This is a genomic window from Nioella ostreopsis, assembly GCF_004000255.1.
Taxonomy (GTDB): domain Bacteria; phylum Pseudomonadota; class Alphaproteobacteria; order Rhodobacterales; family Rhodobacteraceae; genus Nioella; species Nioella ostreopsis.
This window is the reverse complement of the sequence record NZ_RCIQ01000016.1, coordinates 1-13,840: the sequence shown is the minus strand read 5'-3', so window position 1 is coordinate 13,840 and position 13,840 is coordinate 1. Positions and strand designations below refer to the sequence as shown.

At 64.2% G+C, this 13,840-nt stretch carries 9 protein-coding genes and 1 pseudogene; 6 read left to right on the top strand and 4 right to left on the bottom strand.

The features are described from left to right. Nucleotides 1–35: 35 nt before the first annotated feature. Nucleotides 36–1,208 carry a lytic murein transglycosylase gene (locus EP237_RS15870; RefSeq protein ID WP_127561889.1) on the top strand — a complete coding sequence of 391 codons (1,173 nt, stop codon included), beginning with the start codon at nt 36–38 and terminating at the stop codon, nt 1,206–1,208. A 253-nt stretch (nt 1,209–1,461) separates the two neighbouring features. Continuing rightward, nucleotides 1,462–1,986 (top strand): hypothetical protein, encoded by a 525-nt coding sequence (locus EP237_RS15865; RefSeq protein WP_127561888.1) that lies wholly within the window; start codon nt 1,462–1,464, stop codon nt 1,984–1,986. Between the two features lie 3 nt (nt 1,987–1,989). Here the strand turns inward: EP237_RS15865 and smc are convergent, their stop codons facing one another. Together smc and EP237_RS15855 are read right to left on the bottom strand one after the other, a co-directional pair. Further along, complete coding sequence (smc, locus tag EP237_RS15860) at nt 1,990–5,439, bottom strand: chromosome segregation protein SMC (protein ID WP_127561887.1); 3,450 nt, start codon at nt 5,437–5,439, stop codon at nt 1,990–1,992. Nucleotides 5,440–5,568: 129 nt separating this feature from the next. Continuing rightward, nucleotides 5,569–5,862, bottom strand: coding sequence for a hypothetical protein (locus EP237_RS15855; protein WP_127561886.1), 294 nt, complete (start codon nt 5,860–5,862; stop codon nt 5,569–5,571). Between the two features lie 141 nt (nt 5,863–6,003). Between EP237_RS15855 and EP237_RS15850 the strand changes: the two genes are divergently transcribed. The 4 genes from EP237_RS15850 (at nt 6,004) to EP237_RS15835 (ending at nt 12,289) form a co-directional block, all read left to right on the top strand. After that, a complete protein-coding gene (locus EP237_RS15850; protein ID WP_127561885.1) occupies nt 6,004–7,197 on the top strand; it encodes a TsoY family (seleno)protein in 1,194 nt (397 codons plus the stop codon). Nucleotides 7,198–7,759: 562 nt separating this feature from the next. Then, nucleotides 7,760–9,277, top strand: a complete 1,518-nt coding sequence (locus tag EP237_RS15845; RefSeq protein ID WP_127561884.1) for a winged helix-turn-helix domain-containing protein — start codon at nt 7,760–7,762, stop codon at nt 9,275–9,277. Between the two features lie 3 nt (nt 9,278–9,280). Then, the gene (locus EP237_RS15840; protein ID WP_164744733.1) at nt 9,281–10,789 is read left to right on the top strand and encodes a winged helix-turn-helix domain-containing protein; all 1,509 of its coding nucleotides are present in this window, start codon (nt 9,281–9,283) and stop codon (nt 10,787–10,789) included. Nucleotides 10,790–10,792: 3 nt separating this feature from the next. Continuing rightward, nucleotides 10,793–12,289 (top strand): winged helix-turn-helix domain-containing protein, encoded by a 1,497-nt coding sequence (locus tag EP237_RS15835; RefSeq protein WP_127561882.1) that lies wholly within the window; start codon nt 10,793–10,795, stop codon nt 12,287–12,289. Here the strand turns inward: EP237_RS15835 and EP237_RS15830 are convergent. Together EP237_RS15830 and EP237_RS15825 are read right to left on the bottom strand one after the other, a co-directional pair. Beyond that, nucleotides 12,286–12,492: a hypothetical protein gene (locus EP237_RS15830; protein WP_127561881.1), complete on the bottom strand. Its 207-nt coding sequence runs from the start codon at nt 12,490–12,492 to the stop codon at nt 12,286–12,288. The genes EP237_RS15835 and EP237_RS15830 overlap by 4 nt on opposite strands. A 432-nt stretch (nt 12,493–12,924) precedes the next feature. Then, a pseudogene (locus tag EP237_RS15825) lies at nt 12,925–13,840 on the bottom strand (IS3 family transposase); the annotation flags it as partial.

Below are 13,840 nucleotides of genomic sequence, written 5' to 3'. Positions count from 1 at the left end.
TAGTCTCTGGGCAACAACAGCCACAGGATTTTCCCATGCGACTGATTTCAGCGACCCTTCTTACCCTCGCCCTGACCACCGCCGCCCATGCGCAGCAATGCGGGGGCAGTTTTTCCGCCTTCGTCGACGGGCTGCGGCAGGAGGCCCTGCGGAACGGCCACTCCGCGCAAAGCGTCAATGCGTTCTTCAATGGCGTTAGCCAGGATCAGGCGACCCTGAATGCCGATCGACGACAGGGCATCTTTTCGACCCCCTTCGTGGAATTCTCGCGCCGTCTGATCAGCCAGAACCGGATCAACAATGGTCGTACCAATGCCGAACGCTATCGCAGCGTCTTTGATCGGATGGAGCGGGAACTGGGCGTAAGCCGTGGCGTGCTGCTGGCCTTCTGGGCCTTCGAGACCGATTTCGGCGCCTTCCAGGGCGATTACAACACGGTGAATTCGCTGGTCACGCTGGCCCATGACTGCCGCAGGCCAGAGCTGTTCCGCCCGCAGGTCTTTGCGGCGCTCGACCTGTTCGAATCCGGCGATCTGGACCCACGCCGCACCACGGGGGCCTGGGCCGGTGAGATCGGCATGGTGCAGATGCTGCCCGAGGATATCCGCGACCGGGGCATCGACGGCGATGGCGACGGGCATGTGGATTTGCAGAACTCTGCCCCCGATGCGCTGATGTCTGGCGCGAACATGCTGCGCAGCCTCGGCTGGCAGGCGAACCAGCCCTGGCTGGTGGAGATCGAGGTGCCGTCGAATTTCGACTGGTCGCAATCCGGGCTGGAGACCACGCGCCGCGTGTCGCAATGGCAGCAGATGGGCATTCGCGGGCGCAACGGCGCACTGACGAACACGGGGCTTCAAGCCTCGATCCTGGCGCCGCAGGGGCGCAACGGCCCGCTCTTCATGGCCTATCCGAATTACTCCGTGCTGTTCGAGTGGAACCAGAGCTTTGTCTACGTGACCACGGCCGCCTATTTCGCCACGCGGCTGGAAGGTGCTCCGGTCTATAACGCGGGCAACCCCGATCCCGGCCTTGATCAGAATCAGATGCGGCAATTGCAGCAGCGCCTGACGGCCTTGGGCCATGACGTGGGCGGGATCGACGGCATTCTGGGCGCCCGTACCCGGGCCGCCGTTCAGGCGGAACAGCAGCGTCTTGGGATGCCGGCGGATGCATGGCCCACGGCGGAACTACTGCGCAGACTTTGACAGGGGTTTTGCCGCCTTCGCAGTCGATCCGGGGCAGCTTTTTGAGATCCCCACCGCGTGGGAGACCTCACAGGGCTACACAGGGCGCCGCCCCAAACCCCGGGGCGTTGTTGGACCAAGAGAAAGGGTGTGATCAGTCGGGGATCTGTCGACATGTTCAGGGTAGTATCAGACCCGTCAGATCAATCAGTGTCAGGAAAATGCCATGAAACGGTTTTTGACAATACTCATACTCACTTGCCTGCCCTTGTCCGTGGCTGCGCAAGACGCGACAGATATCGAGGCTGAGTTCGGAACCGCCTTTGAAACCTACTTTCCCGATGGCGCGGGCAACTCGATGGAGGTTCTTACATCCGGCCTGGCGATTGTGCCGCATCTTGCCGGGGTCTGGGCCCCCGCTCATCTACTGTTTCCTGAGGGCAATTTCACCGAAGACCGACTTGCCGACAGCTGTGAACGGGCTGTGTCTCTGAGGATCGACCCAACGGGGCGGTTCGGGTTCACTATGACCCGACTTCGCAGCGGCGAGCCGACCGACATCGTCACCACCTATTCCTTCGTTGGTGGCTCTACCTTCAGCAGAACGACCGATCTGGAAGGATTGTTCAGAGAGCTGTTCCCGAACTTGGACCTGGACACCCTGGGCCCGTCCGTCTGGATGTCGGCCATTGCCAGTCCAATGAACCACGGTCATGCGCAGGTGCGAATGCAGGGCGAAGATATCATCGTGATCGATTCGGTCGGTGGGACGCCGTTCATTCTGGCGCGGTGCCCCTGAGGCTCAGGCCACCATCTGCTCGGCCTTCTTGAGGTCCACCGACACAAGTTGACTAACGCCCTGCTCGGCCATGGTCACCCCAAAGAGGCGGTCCATCCGGCTCATCGTCACCGCATGGTGGGTGATGATCAGGAAGCGGGTGTCGGTCTGGCGGGTCATCTCATCCAGAAGGTCGCAGAAGCGGGTGACGTTCGCATCATCGAGCGGCGCATCAACCTCGTCCAGCACGCAGATGGGCGCGGGGTTGGCGAGGAAGACGGCGAAGATCAGAGCCAGTGCGGTCAGGGTCTGTTCGCCGCCCGACAGAAGCGACAGCGTCGACAGTTTCTTGCCCGGCGGCTGGCAGAGGATCTCCAGCCCGGCCTCCAGCGGATCGTCGCTTTCCACCAGCACCAGCTTGGCCTCACCGCCGCCGAAAAGATGGGTGAAGAGCATGGCGAAATTGCTGTTCACCTCTTCGAACGCGGCCAGCAGCCGTTCGCGCCCTTCGCGGTTGAGGCTCTGGATACCGCCGCGCAGCTTGCGGATGGCTTCTTCCAGATCCACTTTCTCGGCGGCCAGCGTGTCGCGTTCCTCGGTGACCTCGCGGGCATCTTCCTCGGCCCGCAGGTTCACCGCGCCAAGCGCGTCGCGCTGACGGCGCAGGCGCATCACGTCGGCCTCTATGCTGTCGACCGTGGGCATCCGCTCGGGATCTGCGCCGAGTTGCTCCAGCAGTTTTGCAGGACCCACCTCCATCTCTTCCTCGATCCGGTCGGCGGCGGCCTCCAGCACCTCAGTGGCGCTGTCGCGGCGGGCTTCGGCGCGGGCGCGGGATTCGCGGGCGTCAGAGGCTGCGCGTTCGGCATCGCGTTCCGTCTGCACCGCCTCTCTCAGCCGGGTTTCGCCAAGCGCCAGTGCATCGGCGGCGGCCTTGCGGCGGGTCTCGGCGGTTTCGATCGTGTCGGCCAGTTGCTCCTTGCGGGCGACGATCTGATCCGGGGCCTTCTGCGCCGCTTCAAGCTCCACCTCGGCGAAGCCCTTGCGGTTCTCCAGCTCCTTGATCCGGGTCGCGGCATTGTCGAGCCGCTTTTGCCAAGTCGAGACCTCTTCCGAAATCCGGGTCAGGCGGCTGTCGCGCGCCTCGCCCGCGCGTTTCAGTTCGCCATGGGCGGTGCGGGCGGCCAGCAGGGCGGAGCGGGCGGTGTCCACCTCGGCGCGGGCGTCTTCGACGCGGGCGCGGGCGGTGTCCAGATCGTCCAGCTCGGACCGGGCGCGGGTGGCGTCAGCAAGCGTTTGACGCGCGGCGGCGGCCTCTTCCCCGTGGCGTTCAGCGGCCTGACGCAGGGTTTCGAGGCGACCTTCGAGGATATTGCGGTCGGCTTCGGTCCGCGAAAAGGCGCGGCTGGCATCGGCCATCTGCTGGTCTGCCGCACGGCGGGCGGCGCGGGCCTGCTTGTCGGCCTCGGTCAGCGCGGCGAGCCGGTCGGCATTGGCCCGATGGCTGGTCCGGGCGCGATCCACGGCAATGGCGGCGCGTTCCAGTTCCGCCGACATGTCATTGAGCTTGTTGACCTGTTCCAGCCTGCGCGCGGCGGAGGAAGAGCTGTCCGCGGCGGCGAGCGCGAAGCCATCCCATCTCCACAGATCGCCAGAGCGTGTGACCAGCCGCTGACCGGGCAACAACTGCGGTTGCAGGCGCGGACCCTCGCCGTTCTGCAACACGCCAACCTGGCGCAGACGACGCGCCAGAACCGGCGGCGCATCCACATATTCTGCGAGCGACACGACACCCGCAGGCAAAGGCTGCGGCGCATCGTATTGCGGCAGGGCGGTCCAGCCGGTGCCCTCCTCGGCCTCGGGGGCTTTCAGGTCATCGGCCAGCGCCGCGCCAACGGCGGCCTCGTATCCCGGCGCCACGCGCACCCGGTCGAGCAGCTGATTGCGCCCGCCGCGTTCGCGTTCCAGCAGTTTCGACATCGCCCGCACTTCGGCGTCGAGCGTGTTCCACTCGCCCTCTGCTTCCGCCAGAATCGACCGCGCTTCAGCCTCGTGCGTTTGTGCGTCGGACCGGGCGGCTTCGGCCTCGGTCAGCGTCTCTTCGGCCCGGGCGGACAGATCGGTGGCGCGGGCCAGGGCGGCCTCGGCCTCATCATGCTCCTGCGCCAGGGTTGCCAGCCGTGCCTCGGCCTGATCGGCTTCGGCGCGGGCTTTCTCGGCCTCGGTCCCGTGGCGGTCGGCAGCTCGGGCGCTGTCATCGACCAGCCGTTGCGCAGATTGGTGGCGAGCGGCAAGGCGGGCGGCCTCTTCCGTTAGGCTGGAATGGACGGTTTCCTGCTCGGCAAGCGCCGCGGTCGCGGCGTCGACCGCTTCCAGAGCCGCGCTCAGGGCGTCCTCGTGACCGTCACCCGCGGTGCGCAGATCCTCGGCCTCGCGCTCCAGCGTTTCGATGGTGTTGCCCGCATCGGCGTTCAGGCTGCCCTCACGCGCAAGGTCCTTGGCCAGCTGCGCGATGCGGTTGGTCAGGGTCTCAATCGCGCGACGGGCGCGGGCCTCCTCCTCGTTCAGCGCGTTGCGCTCGACAGTGACGCGTTGCAGCAGCGCGGCGGCGATGGCCTCTTCCTCGCGCAGGGGCGGCACGGCCTCCTCCGCCGTTTCGCGGGCTTTGGCGGCCTCACGCGCGGCGGTTTCGGCGCGGGCGGCGGCGGTGATCGCATCGCGCAGGGCGGCTTCGGCCTCGGCCCGCGCATCATCGGCCTCTTTCCAGCGGCGATAGAGCAACAGCCCCTCGGCCTGTCGCAACTCCCCGCCAATCTCGCGGTAGCGCGCGGCCTGTTTGGCCTGACGGGCCAGCGCCCCCAATTGGCCGTTCAACTGATCGAGCACATCTTCGACCCGCGCCAGATTGGTTTCCGCGCCCCTCAGCTTCAACTCGGCCTCATGCCGCCGCTGGTAGAGCCCGGAAATCCCCGCCGCCTCTTCCAGAATACGCCGCCGCGCCTTGGGCTTGGCATTGATCAGTTCCGAGATCTGCCCCTGCCGCACCAGCGCGGGCGAATGCGCCCCGGTGGAGGCATCGGCAAACAGCATCTGCACGTCCCGCGCGCGTACATCCTTGCCGTTGGTCTTGAAGGCGGACCCGGCATCGCGGGTGATCCGGCGGATGATCTCTAGAGTGTCGGTGTCGTTGAAACTGGCGGGCGCCAGCCGCTCGGTGTTGTCGATGGTCAGCGCCACCTCGGCAAAATTCCGGGCGGGGCGGGTGGAGGCGCCTGCGAAGATCACATCTTCCATGCCAGAGCCGCGCATTGCCGTGGGGCGGTTTTCGCCCATCACCCAACGAAGCGCCTCCAACAGGTTGGATTTGCCGCAGCCATTGGGCCCCACGACGCCGGTCAGCCCATCCGCGATGATCAGATCGGTCGGATCGACAAAGCTTTTGAAACCGTTGAGCCTGAGCCGCGAAAACCGCACGTGCCTGCCTGTTCTTGTTGATTCCCGTATAAGGGCAGTGTCCGGCAGTCAGCGCGCGTGAGTCAACGTTGAGCCCCATGATATGGCGGGTTTCGGCGCATTATCCACAAGATATATGCGTTTTACCGCCTAACCACAGTCCAGATCGGCGCGCATCACGGCCACGTCCCCCCGCAGGCTGTCCTCGATCACGCGGCAACCGCTCACCGCTTCCATGGCTTGCAGCGCCCGTGGATAGACCGCCCCGATAGAGGGGTTGGGCATCATGTTGGTGCGGATCGCCTCGGCCCGGTCACCCCTGATACGGATGGAAAACTGAACGGCGTCGATTGTGATCCAGGTGGCATCGGTCCCCATCATCGCCGGGGCAGGGCTGTCACAGGCGGCTAGCAGGACGAGCAGGAGAAAGGGTGGTATCCGCATGCGCTCAGGTTTCGGCCAAGATGGTTAACATCGGGTAAACAGGGTGCGACACCTTGGTAGTTAACAATGTCAACTTTACTGTTGCGACTCGCCTCCCGGCCGGGTATTTAGTTACCAGTGTCAATTAAAGGAGTGCCGGAGATGACCGTCGCCGCCAACCGCTATTCGCCGCTTTATTTCCTCGCCTCGCTTGGCGCGGGCGGCCTTACTGTCACCTTCTTCATGTACCTGATGTTCTGGGTTCCCCATACCGGCCGCCCGGTTCCGATCTTTGAAGATGCCTGGCCTTTGCTGACCGGCGGCACCCTGCTGCAACAGGCGATGATTCTCGCGGCATGGGCCGGGATCGCCGTGTTCGGCTTCCTCAACCTCAAGCTTCTGGCCTTCAACCTGCGCCGTTTCGCCGAATTCCGCCGCTCGGACGCCTATGAAGCCTTTGCGCGGTCCAATGCAGGCAGCCAGGTTCTGGCGATGCCGCTGGCGCTGGCAATGTCTGTGAACGCGATGTTCATCCTGGGCCTGACCTTCGTGCCCGGCCTGTGGAATATCGTCGAATACCTCTTCCCCGCCGCGCTGGCAGCCTTCCTGGCCATCGGCTGGATCGCCTTCAAGGAACTGGGTCACTTCATCAAGGAACGCCTGCATTCCGGCGGCTTCGACTGTTCCGCCAATAACAGCTTTGCCCAGATGCTGCCCGCCTTTGCCCTGGCAATGATCGGCGTGGGCCTTGCCGCCCCGGCCGCCATGTCCGGTGCCACCCTGACCGTGGGTGTCAGCCTGGTGCTGTCCACCTTCTTCATCACCACCGCCATCCTCCTTGCGCTGATCGTGCTGGTCATGAGCGTGCGGTCGATGCTGGAACATGGCGTCAATGTCGAGGCAGCCCCCACCCTGATGGTGGTGATCCCGCTGATGACCGTGATCGGCATCGCCCTGCTGCGCCAGAACCACGGGCTGCACACCACCTTCGAGGCTCACGGCACCGCTGCCGACACGCTGATGCTGCTGACCCGGCTTCTGTCTGTCGAGGTGATCTTCGCCCTCTTCGGTCTCGCCGTCCTGTCCCGCGTCGGCTACGTCGCCCGCTTCGTGACCGGGTCCGAGACCTCCGCCGGGTCCTACGCGCTGGTCTGCCCCGGTGTGGCCCTTTCGGTCATGACCCACTTCTGGCTGAACAAGGGTCTGGTCGCCGCTGGCATCGTCGCGAAATACTCGGTTGCCTACTGGGCCATCTCGGGCATCGCCGTTGCGCTGCAGATCGCGATGATCGTCCTGGTGTGGATGCTGGCCCGCAAGCACTTCGCCCCCGCCCCGAAAGGTGCCGTTCCCGCCTGATCCCTTCGTCAGGCCCATCTGGAAAACCCCGGCCTCCAACGGCCGGGGTTTTTCGGTGTCCAGTCCCCCCCCCCGCCACGCCGCAAGAGGGATGGTCTGCCAGCAAGCATTCGATGACGGCCTGGAGCCCAGGGCGTCGAATGCCGATCCTGGTACGGACGACAGCAATGCGCAGGAAGCGCCCTTTGCAAAGTCAGTGCCAACATGCATGGTGTAGCGTCGGGACCGGCCCATACCGGACACCGGCTCCGCGATCCTGTTTCTGCGGTGCGGCCCGTCGAACCAGCCGTTCGCTGCAAGCGCGAAATCAAGCCGACGACGAACGCACACATCGCGGACTTTGCAGACATTAGAAGGCGGTTCAAGGAAAGAAGGCGGCTCAAGGAAGGCGCTGCTGCCAAAGCCACCCGGTCGGGCGGAACCCAGTGGCGTTACTGGCTTCCATGTCGGTCTGAAAAAGCTAATAATGGCTCGCGAAGGGTCGTCACACGGCATTATGCTGTTTGCTCAGTGGCCTGACTCGATCGTCAGTTGTCTTTGCGGGCGCGGACAGGAGTGAGATTTGCTTGAGATCCCCTTGCTGGACATCGACCCCGTCTCCCGCGAATTGCGGGTCAACGGTGCGTTGGTGGCGATTGGCGCGCGTGCGTTCGACGTTCTGGTTCATCTTCAGGCCCATTCGGATCGGGTTGTCTCCAAGCAGGAATTGCTGGACACTGTCTGGGGCGGTCTGGCCGTGGAAGAAGGCAACCTTTCGGTGCAGATCAGCACCCTGAGAAAACTGCTGGGTGCCAAGGCCATCGCCACCGTGCCCGGGGTCGGCTACAAGCTTGCCATCGGGTCAGAGCCGGAGCATCGGCCGACACAGGCAGGCCCTCCCCTTCCCGCAAAACCCTCGCTCGCCGTGCTACCCTTCGCCAACCTGACGGGACGACCGGACCGGGACTACCTGATCGATGGCATCGTCGCGGACCTTGCAAGCTCGTTGAGCCGGGTCTCGGGCATCTTCGTGGTCTCAACGACCTCGAGCTTCGCCTACAAGGGCCGGGTGGTCTCGCTTTCGGATGTCGGCGTGAACCTCGGCGTCCGCTACATCCTCGAAGGCTCGATCCAGCAGGCCGGGGAAACGCTCCGCATAACGGTGCAACTCTCGGAGGCGGAAAGCAGCCGAACGATTTGGTCGGATCGCTTCACCGGAACGACTGCGGACATCTTCGACCTCCAGGACATCATCTCGGAGAAAACCGTCGCGGCGATCGAGCCGAGCCTCTTGTTTGAGGAAAGCCGCCGTGCGCGCGCCAAGCCGACTGAGAGCCTTCAGGCCTACGACCTGACATTGCAGGCCGCACCGCTGGTGCTTCGGGTTTCGAGCCTCGCGGATTTCCGGCAGGCCGTCGAGATCCTCGACCGAGCTCTTGCGCTTGATCCCGACTATGCGCTGGCCAAGGCGCTCAAGGTGCGCGCCCATGTCATGGCGGCGGGCAGCCGGGCGATCAGCCACGCGGAAGGGGCCGCGGCAATCCCGCTTGCCCGGCAACTGCTGGATGCCCATCAGAGCGATCCGCTGGTGCTCGCTTATGCCGGGCACATGATGGCGTATCTCGGCGATGAACCCGCGATGGGGATCCATGCGCTCGAGACGGCCAAGTCGCTCAATCCGAACTCGGTCCTGGTGCGTGTATCCTCGGGCTGGATCAATGCCTATACTGGCCGGTATCCCGAGGCGATTGCCGATTTTGAGCATGCCTACCGGATCAATCCCCTGGACCCGAACCTCGGCCATTGCCGTAGCGGGCATGGCTTCTGCCTGTTCGGGCTGAAGGATTACGAGGGCGCCGTATCGCTGCTCGAGAAGGCGCTGGCCGACGATCCGGGGTTCGGAACGACAGAACAGGCCCTTGGCGCCGCCTATGAACTGGCAGGCCGTCCGATTGAGGCACAGCGCGTGATCGCCCGCTACGTGAAGGCCAACCCCAGCAATACGATCGCTTACTATCTCCGCACGACACCTTTCAGGGAGGAGGATTTCCGCATGCGTATGGCCGCCGGGTTGCGGGCAGCGGGCGTCCCGGAGGGCTGATTGGTGGCGCAGCCTTCGTTTACTCTGCGCCACGACAGCCGCGACGTGCTGATCGATGGCAGGCCGGTCACAATTGGCGCGCGGGCGTTCGATGTTCTCGTCCATCTTCAAGCCCACTCGGATCGGATTGTCTCGAAGAAGGAGTTGCTGGAAACCGTCTGGGGCGGGCTGGCCGTGGAAGAGGGCAACCTCACCGTTCAGATCAGCACCCTTCGCAAGGTTCTCGGATCACGCGCCATCGCGACGGTGCCGGGAGTCGGATACAAGCTTGCGACCGGGCCGGAGCCGGCGCGGGCGCAGGCGGGGCCTGACCTTCCCGACATTCCTTCGCTTGCCGTTCTTCCCTTCACCAACCTCACCGGTCAGCCGACGCAGGACTATCTGGTCGATGGCATTGTGACCGAATTGATCGGAGCGCTGACCAAGATCTCCGGCCTGTTCACTATCGCCGCCACCTCGAGCTTCGCCTACAAGGGTCGCACCGTGCTCCTTTCCGAAGTAGGGCAGGAGCTCGGGGTCCGTTACGTGCTTGAAGGCTCGATTCAACAGGCCGGCGCGATGCTGCGGATCTCGGTGCAACTGGTGGAGGCCGCGACGGGTCGGTCGATCTGGTCGGAGCGCTTCAGCGGCACGCTCGACGAAATCTTCGATCTTCAGAACCGTCTCACCGAAAGCGTCGCTGCGGCCATCGAACCGACCCTGCGCGCGGCTGAAGCGATCCGCAGCCGCGACAAGCCGCAAAACGACTTGCGCGCCTACGACCTTTGCTTGCAGGCCGAGCCGCTGATGCGCTTCACCTCCAAACCCGAAGATCTCAGCCGCGCCATCGCAATCCTGAACGAGGCGGTCGCGCGGGACCCGGACTATGACATGGCCCGCGCCATGCGGGTCAGGGCCTATGCGATGGCCGCCGGGGGACGCTTCATCCCGATATCGGACGCCGCGCCCGTGCTGCCCGACGCCTACGCAATCCTCGACAGCGGCACGAACGATGCGCTCGTCCTGGCCTACGCGGCGGACAGCATCGCCTATCTCGATCACGGGGCCGAGCAGGCCCTGAGCGCCATTCGCAAGGCTAAGACCTTGAACCCGAACTCGGTTCCCGTTCTGTGCTCTTCGGGATGGATTCATGCCTACCTCGGAAAATTCGAGGCGGCCCTTGCGGACATCGAACGCGCGCTGCGGCTGAATCCGCTCGATGCCAACACCGGCTTCGTCCGCAGCGCCATGGGGCCGATCCTGCTGGGATTGGGGCGGGTCGAGGAGGCCGTGGAGATGGTGGAGCGGTCCTACCATGAGGCGCCGACCTATGGATCGACGCTGTATATTCTTCTTCACGGCTATTGGCTTCTGGGGCGGACGGAGGATGCAAATCGGATGGCGGCGGAACTTATGCGCATCAACCCGAAGATTACGGTCCGCGGGAATACTGCGTCGTCGCCCTTCAAACACCCGCCGTTCCTGAAGCTCTTCGAAGATGCGCAGCGCGCGAGCGGCATTCCGGAGGGCTGAACGGTGAAGGGTTTCAAACTTGACGCCGCCGCGCGGCAGGTGGTGGTCGATGGCAAGCCCGCGGCGCTCGGGGCGCGCGCCTTCGACGTGCTGGCGTATCTCGAGGCTCATGGCGAGCGTGTGGTCTCCAAGGCCGAGCTGCTCGAACAGGTCTGGGGCGGGCTGGCCGTGGAAGAGGGCAACCTCACCGTTCAGATCAGCGCCCTGCGCAAGGTCTTGGGGGCCAAGGCCATCGCGACGGTGCCGGGCGTAGGCTACAAGCTGGCGATCGGCACCGCCCGGCCGCTGCCGACCGGGCCCGCCCTGCTCGACAAGCCCTCGCTCGTGGTGCTGCCCTTTGCCAACATCTCCGGCACTGCGGAGAACGCGTATCTCGTCGATGGCCTCGTCACCGACATCATCGCAAGCCTGTCGCGGCTGTCGGCGCTGTTCGTGGTCGCGGCCTCGACGAGTTTCCGCTTCAAGGGCCAGCCAGTAGACCTGTCCGATCTCGGGCATCAGCTCGGGGTGCGCTACGCCGTCGAAGGCTCTGTGCAGCAAGCGGGCGAGATGCTGCGCGTCACGGTTCAACTGCTCGAGGCGGAGACCGGGCGCACCATCTGGTCAGAGCGCTTTACCGGCGCGACCGGCGACGTCTTCGAACTGCAGGACGAGATCGCTGCGCGGGTTGCCGGCGCGGTAGAGCCCAAGCTGATGTTTGCTGAGGCCGGGATCGCGCAAGCCAAGCCGACCGAGGACCTCGGCGCCTACGACCTCGTGCTCCGCGCCCTGCCGCATGTCTACGGGGTCCGGACGCTGGAGGATTTCCGCAAGGGCGTGGCCCTTCTCGACCAGGCCATCGCACGCGACCCGGGCTACAAGATGGCCAGGGCGTGGAAGATACGCGCCTACCTGATCGCACGCGGTGCGCGGATGATCTCGTGGGAGGAAAACCTCGAAGTTGCGCCCATGGCGCAGGCCCTGCTGGCCGAGGCGGGCGACGATCCTCTCGTTCTGGTGTTCTCGGGACAGTTTCACGCCTTTTCCGGATGGGGCCAGCAGGAAGGGGCCGAGGCCGTGCGGCGGGCGCGGCGCTTGTGCCCCAATTCGGCGCTGGTGAACCTCTCGGCGGGATGGCCGCTCAGCTATATCGGCGCCTATGACGAGGCGATCGAGGCATTCGATGCGGGCGTCCGGCTCGATCCGTTGGGCGACATGGCCATCTATTGCCGGATGGGGGCGGGCTTTTGCCATGTCATGGCGGGGCGGGTCGATACCGGCGTTGCAATCATGGAGCAGGTGGTCGGCGAGCTTCCGTCCTACGGCACGGGTGTGTTGTTCCTGCTTTTCGCCTATTGGGCGGCGGGTCGAACCGAAGACGCGCAGCGCATGGCCGGGGAACTCCGCCACATCGTTCCGGACGTGACACTGTCCGCGGCCCTCGAAAGCTCTCCCTATCGCCAACCAGATCAGCGGCAACTGATGATCGACGCCTACCGCGGCGTTGGGCTGCCCGATTAGCGCAAGAGGTTGTCGACAGCGCGACGGGCGGTTTCGCGGCGCTCGGCCCGGGCCACGGCCTCGGCGGGATCGGCCGGACGGCGCATGAAAAGCGAGAGCAGAGGGTCGATCAGGCGCCAGGCACGGGTCTCCGCCTCCCTGCGGGTCTCGAGAATGCGGAGGCCGCGGGCGTTCAGGTCAGTGTTGGTGGTGAAGGTGGTCATGGCAGTGTCTCCGGGTTGGGTTCGTTTCGTTGACCCCAACCTGCCCGAGTCGCGCTTAAGCGTCCTGAAGCCGGTCCTAAATCGCGCTTAAACGTTCCTAAACGGCCTAAACAGTTTAAAGCCGACCATGGCTCCAGCGAAATAAATGGGGCATCTCACGATCCCTTCAGGCTCCTGCGCTTGCGGCGCCGTGAGGGTGGAGGCCAAGGGAGCTTTGACCAGGCGCGAGGCGTGCATGGCATCAATGTTGGGGGCGGTTGCCAGTGTGGAACAACGACTCGTGGCGCCACATAAATGGCGCGGAGTCGGGTCGCGCTAGGCGATCTTGTTGAGGCTCATCGCATGTCCGGAGTGGGCTCTAAGCCGACCTCGAATGCATTGCAGCAATCCTGTGATATTGTGCATCTGACCTGCCCCCCGAGGCTCCCTCATTCATAACGAGAGTCTGCGGGTCTGGTTTTCATATTCGTCGTCGTTGGTTTGGGCAAGCGCGTCGGGCGCGGAGCCCTCAAATTGCTCAAGCGTCCGACGCGCTTGTGTGGGTGTCTGGTTTCCTAGCGATGAGTGCGGCCTGATGTTGTTGTAGTCGTATCGCCAGAGCGCCAGCTTTCGGCGTGCATCGTCCAGACTGTCAAACATCTCCTCGTTCAAGAGCTCGTCGCGCAGGCTGCCGTTGAATGACCCGATGAAGGCATTCTGCTGCGGTTTGCCCGGATCGATGTAGTGCCAATCCACGCCGTTGTCGTTCGCCCATTTCAGGATCGCCTGGCTGGTAAACTCTGTCCCGTTGTCACTGACAATGCTGGCCGGTTTGCCATAGAGCCGGACGAGCGCATCAAGCTCCCGCGCCACCCGTGCACCTGAGATGCTGGTATCGGCCATCAGGCACAGGTTCTCGCGGCAACAGTCGTCGTTCACCGCCAAGATGCGGAACCTGCGTGATGCCCCGAATGTGTCGGACAGGAAGTCCAAGGACCAGCGCTCGCCCGGCCTCAGAGCCCCTGGCATTGGTGTTCGTGAGCCTCGCGCCCGTTTCCAGCCCCGTCGTCGCCTGACGCCCAGCTTCTCCTCGGTGTACAGCCGATACAGCTTCTTGTGGTTCATGATCATCCCCTTGCGTTCCAGCATCGCCATCAGCGCTACCTCTCGCCGCTCATTCGGCGTCGTCAGCTCTTTCCCAAGAGATCCTTCAGAACAGCATTGTCCAACATGGTGTCAGCCAGCAGGCGCTTAAGCCTGGCATTCTCGTCTTCCATCGCCCTCAGCTTCGCCACGTCAGATACTTCCATGCCGCCAAACTTCGATTTGTACTTGTAGAACGTACCCTGGCTGAGGCCATGCTTGCGGC